This window comes from Streptomyces sp. NPDC006393 (genome assembly GCF_040628575.1).
GTDB lineage: Bacteria > Actinomycetota > Actinomycetes > Streptomycetales > Streptomycetaceae > Streptomyces.
Genome location: NZ_JBEXZD010000039.1, coordinates 35,800 through 52,282, shown reverse-complemented (window position 1 = coordinate 52,282; position 16,483 = coordinate 35,800). Strand labels below are relative to the sequence as shown.

The 16,483-nt window shown below is 71.6% G+C and carries 11 protein-coding genes; 3 read left to right on the top strand and 8 right to left on the bottom strand.

What is annotated here, in order from left to right:
- Positions 1-9: 9 nt before the first annotated feature.
- The 4 genes from narJ to ABZ484_RS18500 all read right to left on the bottom strand — a co-directional run bounded on the left by narJ (position 10) and on the right by ABZ484_RS18500 (position 7,260).
- Positions 10-687 carry a nitrate reductase molybdenum cofactor assembly chaperone gene (gene narJ / locus ABZ484_RS18515; protein ID WP_358866947.1) on the bottom strand — a complete coding sequence of 226 codons (678 nt, stop codon included), beginning with the start codon at positions 685-687 and terminating at the stop codon, positions 10-12.
- Entirely contained in the window at positions 684-2,414 is a 1,731-nt protein-coding gene (gene narH / locus ABZ484_RS18510; RefSeq protein ID WP_358866946.1) for a nitrate reductase subunit beta, read from the bottom strand. Before narH ends, narJ begins: the two co-directional genes overlap by 4 nt.
- Position 2,415: 1 nt before the next feature.
- The gene (locus ABZ484_RS18505; protein ID WP_358866964.1) at positions 2,416-6,096 is read right to left on the bottom strand and encodes a nitrate reductase subunit alpha; all 3,681 of its coding nucleotides are present in this window, start codon (positions 6,094-6,096) and stop codon (positions 2,416-2,418) included.
- Between the two features lie 471 nt (positions 6,097-6,567).
- The gene (locus ABZ484_RS18500) at positions 6,568-7,260 is read right to left on the bottom strand and encodes a response regulator transcription factor (RefSeq protein ID WP_358866945.1); all 693 of its coding nucleotides are present in this window, start codon (positions 7,258-7,260) and stop codon (positions 6,568-6,570) included.
- A 214-nt stretch (positions 7,261-7,474) separates the two neighbouring features.
- On the opposite strand from ABZ484_RS18500, the gene ABZ484_RS18495 reads away from it, so the two are divergent.
- Complete coding sequence (locus tag ABZ484_RS18495) at positions 7,475-8,626, top strand: PP2C family protein-serine/threonine phosphatase (protein ID WP_358866944.1); 1,152 nt, start codon at positions 7,475-7,477, stop codon at positions 8,624-8,626.
- 23 nt (positions 8,627-8,649) lie between these two features.
- On the opposite strand, the gene ABZ484_RS18490 is transcribed toward ABZ484_RS18495, so the two are convergent.
- The 4 genes from ABZ484_RS18490 to ABZ484_RS18475 all read right to left on the bottom strand — a co-directional run bounded on the left by ABZ484_RS18490 (position 8,650) and on the right by ABZ484_RS18475 (position 13,267).
- Positions 8,650-9,978, bottom strand: a complete 1,329-nt coding sequence (locus ABZ484_RS18490) for a GAF domain-containing SpoIIE family protein phosphatase (protein ID WP_358866943.1) — start codon at positions 9,976-9,978, stop codon at positions 8,650-8,652.
- A gap of 98 nt (positions 9,979-10,076) precedes the next feature.
- Positions 10,077-10,949: a carbohydrate ABC transporter permease gene (locus ABZ484_RS18485; RefSeq protein ID WP_358866942.1), complete on the bottom strand. Its 873-nt coding sequence runs from the start codon at positions 10,947-10,949 to the stop codon at positions 10,077-10,079.
- 11 nt (positions 10,950-10,960) lie between these two features.
- On the bottom strand, positions 10,961-11,908 hold the full coding sequence (locus ABZ484_RS18480; RefSeq protein ID WP_358866941.1) for a sugar ABC transporter permease: 948 nt from the start codon (positions 11,906-11,908) through the stop codon (positions 10,961-10,963).
- A gap of 15 nt (positions 11,909-11,923) precedes the next feature.
- Positions 11,924-13,267, bottom strand: a complete 1,344-nt coding sequence (locus tag ABZ484_RS18475; RefSeq protein ID WP_358866940.1) for an extracellular solute-binding protein — start codon at positions 13,265-13,267, stop codon at positions 11,924-11,926.
- A gap of 280 nt (positions 13,268-13,547) precedes the next feature.
- Between ABZ484_RS18475 and ABZ484_RS18470 the strand changes: the two genes are divergently transcribed.
- Both ABZ484_RS18470 and ABZ484_RS18465 read left to right on the top strand, forming a co-directional pair.
- The gene (locus ABZ484_RS18470; RefSeq protein ID WP_358866939.1) at positions 13,548-15,389 is read left to right on the top strand and encodes a glycoside hydrolase family 2 TIM barrel-domain containing protein; all 1,842 of its coding nucleotides are present in this window, start codon (positions 13,548-13,550) and stop codon (positions 15,387-15,389) included.
- A gap of 40 nt (positions 15,390-15,429) precedes the next feature.
- Positions 15,430-16,449 (top strand): LacI family DNA-binding transcriptional regulator, encoded by a 1,020-nt coding sequence (locus tag ABZ484_RS18465; protein ID WP_358866938.1) that lies wholly within the window; start codon positions 15,430-15,432, stop codon positions 16,447-16,449.
- Positions 16,450-16,483: the final 34 nt, after the last annotated feature.

Here is a 16,483-nt window from a genome sequence, read left to right as displayed (position 1 = left end):
TCGGGACGCTCATCGCGGGCCTCCTGCGGGGTCGGGCATGATCTGCGGCGGTGTGTAGGGGGCAAGTCCCACCTCTTCCCCGGGCGGCCCCTCGGCGGCGAGCCGGGCGACCGCGTCCCGCTCGTCGCCCTTGAGCGGTGGCAGCGTCGCGGAGACGGACCGCAGCACGGACGCCCAGGGCGAGTCCTCCTCGCTCAGCGCCAGCCGCAGCAGCTCCAGACCGGCGCGGTGCTCGGTGAGCAGGCGGTGCCCGGCGGCGGGTTCGGCACCGGCGAACTCCAGGACGACCGCGAGGTGGTCGGGCAGTTCGTCGTCGGCAGGACGCAGCCCGGCGGCCGCGTAGGCCTGCTTGAGCCTGAGCAGCGCGATACCCCGCTTACGGGTGTCGCCGTGCGCGTAGTACGTCAGGTAGGGGCAGCAGCGCTTGCGGTGGTCGAAGGTGGCGACGTAGGCGGCGGCCAGCTCGGCGGGCGTGGTCCGCCCGGCGTGCGCGGTGAACGCGAGCAGCGGGGCGCGGACCTGCTCGGGCAGGGCGGGGGCGACCCGGTGGGCCAGGGAGAGGTGCTGCGCGAACTCCTCGTCGGGGTAGGCGAGGAGCAGGGACTGCACCTGCCAGGCGTACGGATACCAGGGCTCGGTGCGCGGAATCGCGGCCCGGAGTCCGCGCCTGAGGTTCGTGGGTTTCATGGCCTGGTCCCGGCCTCTCCGCCGCTGTCCGGGGGCGTGTCCCCGCCCTGTGTCCCGGGCCGGGGCGGGAACAGGCCGGGCGGGGCGCCCTTGCCGTCCCAGTTGAGGAGGTTGACCCGGGTGTCCTTGCCGACCGGGGCCGCCGGGGTGTCGGAGGTCTGCCGGTCGCGCAGGGCGTGGAAGTTCTCCACGGCGACGGGCGCCGAGCCGCCGGAGGCCTCGCCGAAGGGGCCGGAGCCTCCCATGCCGGGGCCGCCCTCGTAGTCCAGGCTGCACTCGGTGGCCAGTTCCTCGAGTCTGTGCGCCTGTTCGGCGTGGGCGGACGGGATCACGTAGCGCTCGTCGTACTTGGCGAGCGCCAGCAGCCGGTACATGTCGTACAGCTGCTCCTCGTCCATCCCGACCCGCTCGGGGATGGCCGCGTCCGGTTCCCGGCCGAGGTTGATGTCGCGCATGTAGGAGCGCATGGCGGCCAGGCGGCGCAGCACCGCGTCCACCGGGGCCGGGTCGCCCGCGGTGAACAGTCGCGCGAGGTAGTCCACCGGGATGCGCAGGGCGTCGACGGCGGCGAACAGGTTGCGGTGGTCCTCGGCGTCCTGGCCGGTGTCGCGCACGGCGTCGACGACCGGGGAGAGCGGCGGGACGTACCAGACCATGGGCAGGGTGCGGTACTCGGGGTGGAGCGGCAGCGCCACCTTGTAGGTGTTGATCAGGGCGTGCACCGGGGAGCGCTGGGCCGCCTCGATCCAGTCCCGGGGGATGCCGGACCTCTCCGCCGCGGCGACGACCTCCGGGTCGTCCGGGTCGAGGAACACGGCGCGCTGCGCCTCGTACAGATCGGTGTCGTCGGGCGTGGTGGCCGCCTGGAGCACCTTGTCGGCGTCGTAGAGGACGAGGCCGATGTAGCGCAGCCGGCCGACGCAGGTCTCGGAGCAGACGGTGGGCAGGCCGACCTCGACGCGGGGGAAGCAGAAGGTGCACTTCTCGGCCTTGCCGGTGCGGTGGTTGAAGTAGACCTTCTTGTACGGGCACCCGGTCACGCACATCCGCCAGCCCCGGCACCGGTCCTGGTCCACCAGGACGATGCCGTCCTCGCTGCGCTTGTAGATGGCGCCGGAGGGGCAGGAGGCCGCGCAGGAGGGGTTGAGGCAGTGCTCGCAGATGCGCGGCAGGTAGAACATGAACGTCTGCTCGAACTCCAGCCTGATCCGCTCGGAGATCTCGCCGAGCACCACGTCCTTCTCGCCGTGCTGCGCGGAGCCGCCCAGGTCGTCGTCCCAGTTCGCCGACCAGGAGATCTTCATGTCCTTGCCGGTGATGAGGGACTTGGGGCGGGCGACGGGGGTGTGGTCCTGGAGCGGGGCGTCGGTCAGCGTCTCGTAGTCGTAGGTCCAGGGCTGGTAGTAGTCGTCCAGTGAGGGCAGCACGGGGTTGGAGAAGATGGTGACCAGCTTCTTGAACCGGCCGCCGGCCTTCAGGGTGAGCCGGCCGCGCTTGTTCAGCTCCCAGCCGCCGCGCCAGGTGTCCTGGTCCTCGTAGCGCCGGGGGTAGCCCTGGCCGGGGCGGGTCTCGACGTTGTTGAACCAGACGTACTCGACGCCGGAGCGGTTGGTCCATGCCTGTTTGCAGGTGACCGAGCAGGTGTGGCAGCCGATGCACTTGTCGAGGTTCATCACCATCGCCATCTGGGCCATCACGCGTCCGATGGCGGCTTCGCCGCGGGGCATGTCAGTACTCCACCTCCTGGTTCGCGCGCCGGCGGACGACGGTGACCTCGTCGCGCTGGTTGCCGGTCGGGCCGAGGTAGTTGAACGCGTACGACAGCTGCGCGTAGCCGCCGATCAGATGGCTGGGTTTGACCAGCAGCCGGGTCAGGGAGTTGTGGATGCCGCCGCGTCGGCCCGTCGTCTCGGTGCGCGGCACGTCGATCAGCCGGTCCTGCGCGTGGTGCATGTAGACGGTGCCCTCGGGCATGCGGTGCGAGACGATCGCGCGGGCCGCGACGACGCCGTTGCGGTTCACCGCCTCGATCCAGTCGTTGTCCCGCACGCCGATCTTCGCCGCGTCGGCGGTCGACATCCAGATCGTCGGGCCGCCCCGGGACAGCGACAGCATGAACAGGTTGTCCTGGTACTCGGAGTGGATGGACCACTTGTTGTGCGGGGTGAGGTAGCGCACGGTCACGCCGAGTTCGCCGGTCTCCCCGAGCCGCGGCTCGCCGAACAGCGCGTGCATGTTCAACGGGGGCCGGTAGACGGGCAGTTGCTCGCCGAGTGCGGCCATCCAGTCGTGGTCGAGGTAGAAGTGCTGGCGGCCGGTGAGGGTGTGCCAGGGCTTGCCGCGCTCGACGTTGACGGTGAAGGGCGAGTAGCGGCGCCCGCCGGTCTCCGCACCGGACCACTCGGGGCTGGTGATCACCGGGACGGGAGCCGCCTGGGTGTCGGCGAAGGTGACCTGCTTGCCCTCGTGCTCGGCGGCCAGGTCGGCGAGGTGGGCTCCGGTGCGGTGTTCCAGGGTGTGGAAGCCCTGGGTGGCCAGATGGCCGTTGGTGGTGCCGGACAGCGCGAGGATCGCCTCGCACGCGTGCACGTCCCGGGCGAGGGAGGGCCTGCCGTCCGCCGCTCCCCCGCGCACGGTGCCGTTCTTGTGCCGCAGGTAGTCCAGTTCGCGGCCGACGGTGAAGGTGACGCCCTTCGTGGTGGCGCCCAGCGAGTCCAACAGCGGGCCGAGCGCGGTCATCTTCTCGGCGACGGCGCCGTAGTCCCGTTCGACGGTGACGAGCTTGGGCATGGTGCGGCCGGGCACCGGTTCGCACTCGCCGGCCCTCCAGTCCCGTACCCGCCCGTGCGGGGTGGCGAGTTCGTCCGGGGTGTCGTGCAGCAGCGGAGCGGCGACCACGTCCTTGCGGACGCCGAGGTGGGTGGCGGCCAGCCGGCTGAACTCACGGGCGAGGGTGTCGAAGGCGTCGAAGTCGGTGCGGGTCTGCCAGGGCGGGGCGATCGCCGGGTTGAAGGCGTGCACGAAGGGGTGCATGTCGGTGCTGGACAGGTCGTGCTTCTCGTACCAGGTGGCGGCCGGGAGCACCACGTCGGAGAAGACGGTCGTGCTGGTCATGCGGAAGTCCAGGGTGAGCAGCAGGTCCAGCTTGCCCACGGGCGCCTCCTCGCGCCACACCACGTCCCGGGGGCGGGCCCCGGGCGGGGCCTCGGCGGCGTTCACGGCGGAGTCGGTGCCCAGCAGGTGCCTGAGGAAGTACTCGTTGCCCTTGGCGGAGGAGCCGAGCAGGTTGGCCCGCCAGATCGTCAGCACCCGCGGGAAGTTCTCGGGCGCGTCCGGGTCCTCGCCGGCGAAGGTGAGCCGCCCCGCCTTCAGTTCCTCGACCACGTGCTCGCCGACCGGGCGTCCGGCCGCCTCGGCCTCGTCGGCGAGGTCCAGCGGGTTGCGGCCGAAGGTCGGGTACGAGGGCATCCAGCCCATGCGGGCGGAGGCGGCGATCACGTCCGCGGTGGCCATACCGGCGAACGGTCCGCCGCTGCCCGCCGCCGCGAGAGTGCCGGCGGAGAAGGGGTCGTAGCGGAACTGGTCGCTGTGCAGGTACCAGTACGCCGTCTGGATCATCTGCCGCGCGGGCCGGTTCCAGTCGGCGGCCGTGGCGAGCACCGTGTAGCCGGTGAGCGGGCGGACCTTCTCCTGGCCGACGTAGTGGGCCCAGCCGCCGCCGTTGACGCCCTGGCAGCCGGTCAGCGCGGTCAGGGTGAGGAAGGCGCGGTAGATGGTGTCGGAGTGGAACCAGTGGTTGGCGCCCGCTCCCATGATGATCATGGAACGGCCGTGTGACTCCTCTGCGTTGGCGGCGAACTCCCGGGCGATCCGGGCCGCCCGCCCGGCGTCCACACCCGTGACCGGGGCCTGCCAGGCGGGTGTGTACGGCTCGGAGGCGTCGTCGTACGAGGCGGGCCAGCGGCCGGGCAGGCCGGGGCGGGCCACCCCGTACTGGGCGAGCAGCAGGTCGTACACCGTGGTCACCGGCCGCCCGGCGATCCGCCGCACGGGGACGCCGCGCCGCAGTACGCCGGCGCCGCCGTCCGGGGCGTCGAAGCGCGGCAGTTCGACGGTCACGGGTGCCTCGCCGCCACCGTCGGCCGACAGCAGCGGGTCGACGCCGCCCAGGTCCAGGTTCCACTTCCCGGCCCCGCTCTCGGCGAACCGGTCGCCGAGGGTGCCGTTCGGGACCACCGGACGGCACCCGGCGTCCAACAGAACGGGGCGGAACTCCGCGTGTTCCGCCGCCCCGTGCTCGCCGCCGAGGTCCGCGGCGGTCAGGAACTTGCCCGGCGCGTACGTCCCGCTCCCCGGCTCGCGCTCGTCGAGGGTGACGAGGAACGGCAGGTCGGTGAAGCGCTTGACGTAGTCCTCGAAGTACGGGGTGCGGCGGTCGACGAAGAACTCTTTGAGCACGACGTGGCCCATGGCCATGGCGAGGGCCCCGTCGGTGCCGGGCTGGGCGGGCAGCCACTCGTCGGCGAACTTCACGTTGTCCGCGTAGTCCGGGGAGACCGCGACGACCTTCTGCCCCCGGTAGCGGGCCTCGGCCATCCAGTGCGCGTCCGGGGTGCGGGTCACCGGCAGGTTGGAGCCCCACATGATCAGATAGCCGGCGTCCCACCAGTCCCCGGACTCGGGTACGTCCGTCTGGTCGCCGAAGACCTGGGGGGAGGCCACCGGCAGGTCGGCGTACCAGTCGTAGAAGGAGAGCATCACGCCGCCGAGCAGCGAGTAGAACCGGGCGCCGGCCGCGTGCGAGACCATCGACATCGCCGGGATCGGCGAGAAGCCGGCCAGCCGGTCGGGGCCGTACTCCTTGATGGTGTGCACATGCGCGGCGGCGACCATCTCCACCGCCTCGTCCCAGCTCGCCCGCACCAGGCCGCCCTTGCCGCGCGCGGACTTGTAGCGCCGGGCCCGCTCGGGGTCGGAGACGACGTCGGCCCAGGCCGCGACGGGGTCGCCGAGCCGGGCCCTGGCCTCCCGGTACATGTGCAGCAGCACGCCGCGGACGTACGGGTAACGCACCCGGGTGGGCGAGTAGGTGTACCAGGAGAAGGCGGCCCCGCGGGGGCAGCCGCGGGGCTCGTACTCGGGGCGGTCGGGGCCGACCGAGGGGTAGTCGGTCTCCTGGGCCTCCCAGGTGATGATGCCGTCCTTGACGTACACCTTCCAGGAGCAGGAGCCGGTGCAGTTCACGCCGTGGGTGGAGCGGACCACCTTGTCGTGCGACCAGCGGTCCCGGTAGAAGTCGTCCGCCCGGCGGCCGCCCTTCCTGTACACGGTGCGCAGGTCCGCGGAGACCTCCGCTCGGGTGAAGTACCGGCGGGACCGCACCAGCGCGTCCGTCAGTTCACTGTCCAGTCCCGGCCGTGGTGCTCCGCGCGCCGGTGTCGACGCCGGGTCGGTCTCCGTGGCCACCGCGCCGCTCCCTCCCGGGCCGCGCCCGTGGTCGCTCGCTCGTCCTGCCGGTCACCAGGATTTCACCGCGCGTGCGACGCTGCCGCCCGATGCGGCGGCCGGCGGCGGGGGCATGGGGCCGAGGGAATGGCGGCGAGTGGTACGGCTGCGGGCGGATGAGACGTCCGCGTTGGGGGCGGCGGCCAAGCGGTGATCCGGTTCGGCCAGGCGGGTGACGTGGCCACGCTGGGCCGGACGAGCGGACGAGGACGAGCCGCGGGCTGCGGGCTGCGGGCTGCGGGCTGCGGGCTGCGGGCTGCGGGACGAGCCATATGACGCTGGGCTGCGTGGCCGGGAGGCCCGGATGGCGGGGTCGCCGGGGCCGCCTCGGGAGGCGGGGGCGCGGGGTCCGAGCGCCGGTCAGTCGCCGGCAGGTCAGGAGGTCTCGCCGCGCAGCCGGTCGCGGGCCTGGGTGGCGATGACCGCGGCCTGGATGCGCCGCTCGACGCCGAGCTTGGCCAGCAGCCGGGAGATGTGGTTCTTCACCGTCTTCTCCGCCAGGTACAGCCGCTGGCCGATCTGGCGGTTGGTCAGGCCCTCACCGATCAGGTCCAGGATCTCCCGCTCCCGGTCGGTGAGACCGGGCAGCACATCCGGCTCCTCCTCCTGCTGCTGACCGCCCCGCAGCCGGGCCATCAGCTTCGTCGTGGCGCTGGGGTCGAGCAGCGACTGACCGCGCGCCACCGTGCGCACCGCCGCGACCAGGTCGGAGCCCTGGATCTGCTTGAGCACGTACCCGGACGCGCCGGCCATGATCGAGTCCAGCAGCGCCTCCTCGTCGTCGAACGAGGTCAGCATCAGACAGGCCAGCTCCGGGAGCCGGGAGCGCAGCTCACGGCAGACCGTCACACCGTCCCCGTCGGGCAGCCGGACGTCCAGCACCGCGACGTCCGGACGCAGCGCCGGCACACGCACCAGCGCCTGCTCGACGGTGGCGGCCTCGCCGACCACCTCGATGTCCGGTTCGTCGTTCAGCAGGTCGTGCACCCCGCGCCGTACCACCTCGTGATCGTCGAGGAGAAAGACCCGGACCGGGGTGTCGGGGCCGGCCTGCTCGCGGTCCACCATGTGTCGGTCACTCCTTGCCATGGGATCGCATTGCACAACACACCTGTCCGCACACCTTCCCCGAAGCGGGAACCGAAGGACAGGGCCGATCGGCCCTATTCGTGAGCAGGCCGCATGGTCCCGGCGGCGTTCTCCGGGTGGCCCGGCCGGAGGGGCGCGCCTACGTTCGTCCCATGGGCACCGAGGCCGAACGCCGGGCGAAGGCGACCGAGAGATGCGGGTGAGGCCCCCTGACGTCGCGCACGGCGGCACCGCCCCGATGGTGACGACCCATGTGAGCAACGGCTTCGAGGTGCCGGCACCGCCTGCCTGGATGCGGTGGCTGCCCGTCGCGTACATCATCCTCGTCGTCGTCCTCGGCTTCCTGCTGCCCTCGCAGTGGGCGACCAGCTTCCTGCTGATCGCCCTGCCCACCCTCGCCGCCTACACGCTGGGCCCCGGCCCGGTCGCGGCGATCACGGTCGTCGCCATCGTGCTGGAGGGCGTCATCGCCGGCACCGGCCACCACCAGTGGGAGGACCACCACGTCGCCGCCTACATCGCCACGGCGCTCGTCGGCATCCTCGGCGCCGCGCTGGCCGCCCACCGCCGGCGCCAGGAGCGGTCGCTGGTACACACCAACTCGGTGGCCGAGGCGTTGATGCGTACCCTGCTGCGGCCGGTGCCGCACCGGATCGGGCACCTTCTCGCGGCCGCCCTCTACCGGCCGGGCGAGGTCGGCACCATGGTCGGCGGCGATCTCTACGACATCCGCGTGACCAGGACGGGCGAGCGCGCCGTCATCGGCGACGTCCGAGGCAAGGGACTCACGGCCGTCCGCACGGTCGCCGACCTCCTCGGCAGCTTCCGCGAGGCCGCCTACGACCTCGGTGACCTCCTCTCGGTCGCCGCCCGCATGGAGCGCCGCCTGGTCCATGAGGCCGAGGAGATCCAGGACGACGAGCTGTTCGTGACCGCCGCCCTGGTCGAGTACGACGCCGACGCCGACCGTCTGACGATCGTCAACCACGGGCATGTCGAGCCGGTCCTGTTCTCCGGCGGCGAGGTCAGGACCCTCAGCGGACCGCCCGCCCTCCCCCTCGGCCTGAGTGCTCTCGGCGACCAGCGCCCCACCGCCATCACCCACCGCTTCGCCCCCGGCGACGTCCTCCTGCTGTGCACCGACGGACTGGTCGAGGCCCGCGACGCCACCGGCTCCTTCTACCCTCTGCTCGACCGGCTGCGGCAGCGCTTCGCCGGCCGGCCCGCGCCGGGCCCCGCCGACGTCGTCGACTTCCTCAACAGCGACCTGCCCCGCCACACCCGCCACTTTCATGACGATGTCGCCGTCCTCGCCATCGCCCCGCACACCGGCCCTCCACCTTGATCACCGGGTCGTTCCGGGTCCTGTCAGTGGGCGAGGCGGGCGGCGAGCAGGGCGACGTCGTCGGGGAACGTCCCGCCGCCCTGGGCGAGCAGGGCGTCGCACAGGTCGGCGAGGGGCCGTGTGGCGTAGCTGGCCGCGAGGTGGGTGGCCTGGTTCATGCCGACCTCGAGGGAGTGGTCGCGTTGTTCGACCAGTCCGTCGGTGTGCAGGAGCAGTGTCGAGCCGGGCGGGAGTGTCAGTTCGTGGTCGGGGCGCTTGAGTCCGGGGTCGACGCCGAGGGGGTGGCCGACGGTGTCGGTGTGGAGGTAGTGGGCCTGGTGTCCGGCGGTGGCCAGGAGGGGTGGCAGATGGCCCGCGCTGGCCCAGCGCAGCGGGCGGCTGCCGTCGGCGGCGGGTGCCTCCAGGCGGGCGACGAGAACGGTGGCCATGGGTCCGCCGTACAGGTCGTGGAGGATCTCGTCGAGACGGTGGAGGACCCTGCTGGGGGGTTCCTGTTCCTCGTAGGCGATCACGCGCAGGGCGTTGCTGATCTGGCTCATGACGGTGGCGGCCTCCAGGCCGTGGCCCATGACGTCGCCGACCATGAGGCAGGGAACCCGGTCGGGGAGGTGGATGAGGTCGTACCAGTCCCCGCCGATCCTGGGAGCCTGGGTGGAGGGCTGATAGCGCGCCTGCAGCTCCAGGTCGGGGAGGCCGGGCAGGTCGGGCAGGAGGCGCCGCTGGAACTCCTCGGTGGCCTGTCGCAGACGCTCGTAGAGACGTGCGTTCTCGATGGCCACGCCGGCCGCACTGGCCAGGGCGGTGACGATCTCCTCGTCGTCGTCGGTGAAGGCGCCGCCGTGCTTGTCGGCGAGGTAGAGGTTGCCGTAGATGGTGCGGCGCACCGAGATGGGCGCGCCGAGCAGGGTGGTCATGACGGGGTGGCCCTCGGGGAAGCCCGAGGCGCGGGGGTGCGCCGGCAGGTTGTCGACCCGCAGCGGGCGGGGGTCGCGGACGAGCTCACCCAGGAGTCCGGTGCCGTGCGGCAACTCGGCACCGTTCTCCTTGCGGAACTGGTCGGCGCCGAACCCGGAGGTGATCAGTTCGGAGAACCTGCCGTCCTCGCCGAGGACGCCGATGGCGGCGTAGCGTGCGTCGATCAGCCCCCTGGCGGACTCGGTGATGGTGTGCAGGACCACGTCCAGCTCCAGGGCGCTGCTGATGGTCACCACGGCGTCCAGCAGAGAGCGCATACGGCCGTGCGCGTGGGCCAGCCGCTGCAGGCCGGCCTGGAGGCGGTCCAGGTCGTCACCGCCCAGGAGCGGTGGCAGCTGGGTCTGGTGCGCGCCGCGGCTCCGTGAAGGTGTCTCCACGCCACTCGCACCTCCTCACCTGCCGCGGCCTGGTCTTTCGGGGCGGGTACCCGGCCCCCGCCGTTCCAGGCCGCGCCGCCGCGGCGCACGCCGCCCCGCTACTTGATGCCGGTCGTGGCGACTCCCTGCACGATCTGCCGCTGGAAGACCAGGAACACGGCGATCAGCGGGAGGAAGCCCAGGACCGAGGAGGCCATCACCTCGGCGTACTGGATGTTGCTGTTGCTGACCAGGGAGGCGAGGCCCACCGGGATGGTCTGGGACTTGGTCTGGTTGAGGACGAGCAGCGGCCAGAGGAAGGAGTTCCAGGTGGTGATGAAGGTCAGGATGGCGACCGTGGACAGCGCCGGACGGCACAGCGGCATGCAGACCCTCGCGTAGATCCGCCACCAGCTCGCCCCGTCGATGCGGGCGGCCTCGATCAGGGCGAGGGGGATGCCGCGGAAGAAGGCCTGGAAGACGAACACCGAGACCGGCGCGGCGATCGAGGGCAGGATCAGCGCCCAGAAGGTGCCGAGCAGGTGGAACGCCCGGTACTCGATGAACTGCGGCAGCACGAGCGCCTCGCTCGGCAGCATCAGCCCCGCGGCAACCAGGGCCAGCACCGCGGCCCGGCCGCGGTAGCGCAGGAACGCCAGCGCGAAGCCGGCCATCGAGCAGAAGGCCACCGTGAAGATCACGGCGAGTGCCGAGATGACCAGGCTGTTGAGGTACCAGGTGCCGATCGGGTGGGTTTCCCACGCGGAGGAGTAGGCGTGGAGGGACCAGCCGCCGGCGAACAGCGACGTCGGGTTCTGGGTGATCGATCCGTCCGAGCGCAGGGAGGTGGCGATCGCCCAGGCGAAGGGCACCAGCCAGATCAGGGCGAACAGGGTCAGGCACACGGCGCAGAGCCGGTTGAAGAGCGCCGCGCCGTCGGTCGCCGCGGCGCTCTTCGTCGTGGCGGGGCGCGGCTGGGTGATGGTGGTCATGAATCCTCCGCTCAGGCCGCGGTGCTGCTCGCGCGGCGGCGGCGCAGCCCGTACCAGGCCGCCGAGATCGCGACGATGACGACGAAATAGACCATGGTGGCGGCGGCGCCGTAGCCGCCCCGGTACGCGGTGAAGCCGGTGTCGTAGATGTACTCGATGACCGGGCGGGTGGACTGGTCGGGCCCTCCGGCGAGGAGCAGGTAGATCTGGTCGAACACCTTCAGCGAGGCGAGGATCTGGAGGATCAGCACCAGGCTGGTGGTCCGGCCGAGCAGCGGCACCGTGATGTGGCGGATCTGCTGCCAGGGGCCCGCGCCGTCGATGGCCGCCGCCTCGTAGACGTCCGGCGGGACGTCCTGGATCGCGGCCGTGTAGAGCACGAAGTTGAAGCCGAAGGTCCACCACAGGGTCATCAGCGTCACGGCGGTCCAGCCGCCCGAGGTGCTGCCGATGAAGTCGGGCACCGGCAGTCCGACGGCGCCGAAGACCTTCGGGAGGAGTCCGATCTGCGGGGTGTACATCCACAGGAAGATCAGCGCGACGACGGACGACGGCACGACGTACGGCGCGAAGAACGCCAGGCGGTACAGGACCCGGCCGCGCCGGACGCGGGAGGCGAGGATGGCACCGGCCAGCGCGAGGACGACCAGCGGCGGTGTGGTCAGCAGAGTGAAGAGCACCGAGTGCCACATGGCGTCCCAGAACTGCGGGTCGGTGACCACCTCGGAGTAGTTGGACAGGCCGACCCAGTCGCCCAGACCGCTCTTGACGGTGGTGGTGTTGAAGAAGCTCAGCACCACGCCCACGAGCAGCGGGCCGATCAGGAACAGCAGGTAGATCACGAGGAACGGAGCGGTGAGCAGCGCTCCGGCCCGGCGTTCGGAGCGGGAGGGCCGGTCGGCGGGCAGGGCCGCTGCGGGCGCCGTGGGTGCCGGTCGCGTCGGGACGGCGGTCGTCATGGTGACTGAAGCCTCCTACTTCATCGTGACCGGCGGTCGTGCCGTGGTGAATCGCTTCAGGTCGGAACGCAGGCTCGCCACCGCGGCCTTGGGGCCGAGCCGCCCGGCGATGGCCTCGATGACCGTCCCGCCCACGACGCTCTGGAAGTCCGAACCCGCACCGGTGTACCAGGCCTCGGGGTCGTACCGGGCGTCGAAGGCGGCCTGTACGTAGTTGCGCTGCGGCGACTGGTCGAGGAACGCCTTGCTGCGCTGGGTCGGCAGCCAGGCGGGGATGTGCCCGCCCTCGGCCCATACGGCGCTGTTGTCGAGCAGACTCCTGATGAACCGCGCCGCGTCGCGGGTCCGGGTCGCGGAGCGCCTGCCGTTGCGGGGCAGGACGAGGGCGTGCGAGTCGGCGTAGGCCACCGGTTTGGGCCCGAGCAGCGCGGGGAACGGCACGACGTCGAAGCGGAGGCCTTTGACCTGCCGGTATGCCGGGATCTGCCACTCGCCGTCGAAGAGGAAGCCGGCCTTACCCGTGCTGAACAGGGCGTTCGCGCCGGAACCGTTGAGTTCTCCCGGCATCAGGCCGTCGGCGGTGAGGCTCTGCATGAAGGCGACCGTCTCCTGCACCGCCTCCGTGTCGAGGTCGATCCTGGTGCCGGAGTCCGTGACGACCGGACCGGCCAGGCCAGAGTAGATCATGCTGAAGTAGCGCCAAGCCGTGGACGGGTCGGCGATGACCGACATCACCGCTCCGTACTGGGCGCCGCCCGCCGTCTTCATCGCCTTCACGGCGGCGAGGAAGTCGTCCTTGCCCTTGAGCGGGGTGAGGCCGTCGCCGGCGGCGTTGAGGAGGCCGGCCCTGCGGGCCAGTTCGACGTTGTAGTAGAGGACGAAGGGGTGCGTGTCCAGGGGCACCGCGTACACCGTTCCGTCCACGGTGGCCTTGCGCCAGGCCGCGGGCGTGAACTTGTCCTCGGTGATGCCCAGTTCGCCCAGTCCGGCCTTCTCGATCGGGTCCAGCAGCTCGGAGGCGGCCAGCAGCGGGAGCCGTGACAGGTGGACGATGCCGACGTCCGGGGGCGTGCCGCTCGCGGTGGCCAGTGCCAGTTTCGTGTAGTAGGGGTTGCCCCAGGCGAGGACGGTCGCTTCGACGGAGGTCCCCGGGTGGGTCTTCCTGAACCTGTCCTCCATGAGCACCATGTTGGCGCCGTCACCGCCGGTGAACAGGTTCCAGAAGATGATGTCCGCGGTGTTCGGCTGAGAGCCGGTCAGGCCGGACGCGAGCGGGGAGGAGCATGCCGCGCGCGCTCCGGTCAGGGCGAGTCCACCGCCGAGGGCCAGGAGCCGTCGGCGCGCCATCGCTCCACTCATAGGGGTGTGCACCTCGTTGATTCGATGTGGCCTCGATGGCGCAGACCCTGGCACACGATTTACAACGATGCAATACACCGGTGGAAAGTAGTCACATCCGAGGTCACATCCGAGGTCCGTGTCTTTCCCGGCTTCACATGATCTGCCGCGCCGACGGCACCGTTCCGCTCCTCGATCCGTCCTTGCATCGATGTAAACGATCACTCATGATGGCAGCACTTCGACCGTGCAGACGCCGTGGCCGGGGACGTAGGGAACGGCAGAGGGAGGATCCGTGAGGGTGAGCGAGCAGGACGGGACGTATCCGAGGCCGATCCTGCGACGGGAGCGGTGGCACAGCCTGGACGGCGTCTGGGAGTTCGGGTACGACGACGCCGACGAGGGCGAGCGCGCCGCGTGGTTCGCCGAGGAGGTGCCGGGCGCGTTCGACCGGGAGATCACCGTCCCCTACCCGCCCGAGGCTCCCGCCTCCGGCATCGGCGAGACCGCGCCGCACGCGGTGGTCTGGTACCGCCGCCGCATACCCCACGAACTCCTCGCGGCCGGCGACGGACGGCGGGCGCTGGTGCACTTCGGAGCCGTCGACCACCGGGCGAAGGTGTGGCTGGACGGCCGGCTGGTGGCCGAACACGTGGGCGGTCAGACCCCGTTCACCGCCGATGTGACCCATGCGCTGCGCCCCGGCGCCGACGAGCACCTGCTCGTCGTCCGGGCCGAGGACCGGCCGGCCGACCTCGCTCAGCCGCGCGGCAAGCAGGACTGGCAGGACCGCCCGCACGAGGTCTGGTACGAGCGGACCACCGGCATCTGGCAGACCGTGTGGACCGAGACGGTGGCCGCCCAGCACCTCACCGACCTGGCCTGGATCCCCGACCCGGCGCGCGGCGTGCTGGCCGAACTCACGCTGGCCCAGGTGCCGGCCGCCCCGGTGACCGTGGAGATCGTGCTGAGCCGCGACGGCGAGGTGCTGGCCGAGAGCACCGGCACGACGCGCACCCCGCGCTGCCGGATCGACCTCGTCGTCCCCGCGCTGCGCAACGGGATCGACCGCGAGGAACTGCTGTGGAGCCCCGAGCGGCCGACCCTGCTCGACGCGCGGGTGACCGTGCGCGAGGCGGACACGTCCGTGGTGCTCGACACGGTGCACAGCTATGTGGGCCTGCGCAGCGCGGGCGTCGGCCGCGGCGCCTTCCTGCTGAACGGCCGCCCCTACTACGTGCGTTCGGTGCTCAACCAGGGCTACCGCCCCGACACCCTGATCGCGAACTCCGGGACCGCCGAGCTGCGCCGCGAGGTCGAGCTGATCAAGGCGATGGGCTTCAACGCCGTCCGCGTCCACCAGAAGGCCGAGGACCCACGCTTCCTGTACTGGGCCGACCGGCTCGGTCTGCTGGTGTGGGGCGAGACCGGGGCCGCGTACGAGTTCGGCACCGAGGCCGTGGAGCTGCTCACCCGTGAGTGGCCGGCCATGGTGCGGCGCGACCGCAGCCACCCGTCCATCGTCACCTGGGTGCCGGTCAACGAGAGCTGGGGCGCCTCGGACATCCCCCGCGACCCCGCGCAGCGGCACTACTCCCTCGCCCTCGCCCATCTCACCCGGGCCCTGGACCCGACCCGGCCGGTGATGTCCAACGAGGGCTGGGAGCACACCGACAGCGACATCCTCGGCGTGCACGACTACTCCTCCGACCCCCGGGTGCTGACCCGGCGTTACGGCGACGCCGCCGCGTTCGACCGGCTGCTCGAGGGCCCCGGTCCGCAGGGACGCGTACTGTCGGTCGGCCCGCGGCAGAGGGAGCGGTACGCCGCCGGTGACGCCCCCCTGATGATCACCGAGTTCGGCGGTCTGTCGGTACGCGCGGACGACGGCGACTTCTCGTACACCCGGACCGGCTCCGAGGCCCAGTACGCGGCACTGCTCGGCGACATCTTCGGCGCGCTGCACGCGAGTGAGGTCGTCGCGGGCTTCTGCTACACGCAGTTCATGGACACCGCCCAGGAGACCAACGGCCTGCTGTACGCGGACGGTTCCCCGAAGCTGCCGCTGGAGACGATCCGCCGTATCGTCACCGGCGCCCAGCCGGGTCCCGACGAGAAGCCGGAGCCCCCGTCCCTCCCGTGATCGCGGATAGGATCCCACCGGAGGGGAAGGAGGTGCGGCGGTGGCGACCAGGCCGAGGATCAAGGACGTCGCGGAGTACGCGGGCGTCTCCCCCAAGACCGTCTCCAACGTGATCAACGACTTCGAACACGTCTCGGAGCACACCCGGGCCGCCGTGCGGGAAGCCATCGAGGCGCTCGGCTACCGGGTCAACCTCGCCGGCCGGCAGCTGCGCCAGGGCCGCACCGGCATGATCACGCTGGCGGTCCCCGAGCTCGACGTCGCCTACTTCTCCGAGCTGGCCAAGCACGTGATGGCCGCGGCGGACCGGCGCGGCCGCACCGTACTGCTGCACCAGACCGGTGGGGTCCGCGAGCGTGAACTGTCCGCCCTGCACGGGTTCGACGCCCAGTTCACCGACGGGATCATCCTCAGCCCGCTGTCGCTGACGCCGCGCGACCTCGCCACACGGGACACCCGGCTGCCCGTCGTCCTCCTCGGGGAGCGCCAGGCACCGGGCGCCGTGGACCATGTGGGCATCGACAACGTCGCCGCCGCCCGTGAGGCGACCGAGCACCTGCTCGCCCGGGGCCGGCGCACCATCGCGGTCGTCGGCGGAGCGGTCCGGGGCCGGCAGGGCACCGACAGGCTGCGCACCAAGGGCTACCAGTCGGCCCTGCGGGCGGCCCATGTCCCGTTCACACCGGATCTGGTCGTACCGGTCGAGCACTACCACTGGCAGGACGGCGCCCGGGCGGCGACCGCCCTGCTCGAGGGGCAGCCACGCCCGGACGCCCTGCTGTGCCTGAACGACCACCTCGCCCTGGGCGCGCTGCGTGCCCTGCACGAGGCCGGCCTGCGCGCCCCCGACGACCTCGACGTGGTCGGGTTCGACGACATCGAGGCCTCACGTTTCAGCGTGCCGAGCCTCACCACGATCGCTCCCGACAAGGAGGCCATCGCGGACATCGCGGTGTCCCTGCTGATCGACCGGATCGACGGGCCGGGCGCGGAGGACGCCATCGACCGCCTCGTCGGCCACCGGCTGGCCGTGCGGGAGAGCACCGGCGAGCGCCGCTGACCGGCGCGCCGCGTGCCCGCCGGCGATTGCTCGC

Coding starts and splice junctions, on each gene's coding strand:
- narH (WP_358866946.1), bottom strand. CDS start 2,414: ATGCCCCGCGGCGAAGCCGCCATCGGACGCGTGATGGCCCAGATGGCG.
- ABZ484_RS18475 (WP_358866940.1), bottom strand. CDS start 13,267: ATGAGTGGAGCGATGGCGCGCCGACGGCTCCTGGCCCTCGGCGGTGGA.
- ABZ484_RS18495 (WP_358866944.1), top strand. CDS start 7,475: ATGCGGGTGAGGCCCCCTGACGTCGCGCACGGCGGCACCGCCCCGATG.
- narJ (WP_358866947.1), bottom strand. CDS start 687: ATGAAACCCACGAACCTCAGGCGCGGACTCCGGGCCGCGATTCCGCGC.
- ABZ484_RS18485 (WP_358866942.1), bottom strand. CDS start 10,949: ATGACCACCATCACCCAGCCGCGCCCCGCCACGACGAAGAGCGCCGCG.
- ABZ484_RS18480 (WP_358866941.1), bottom strand. CDS start 11,908: ATGACGACCGCCGTCCCGACGCGACCGGCACCCACGGCGCCCGCAGCG.
- ABZ484_RS18500 (WP_358866945.1), bottom strand. CDS start 7,260: ATGGTGGACCGCGAGCAGGCCGGCCCCGACACCCCGGTCCGGGTCTTT.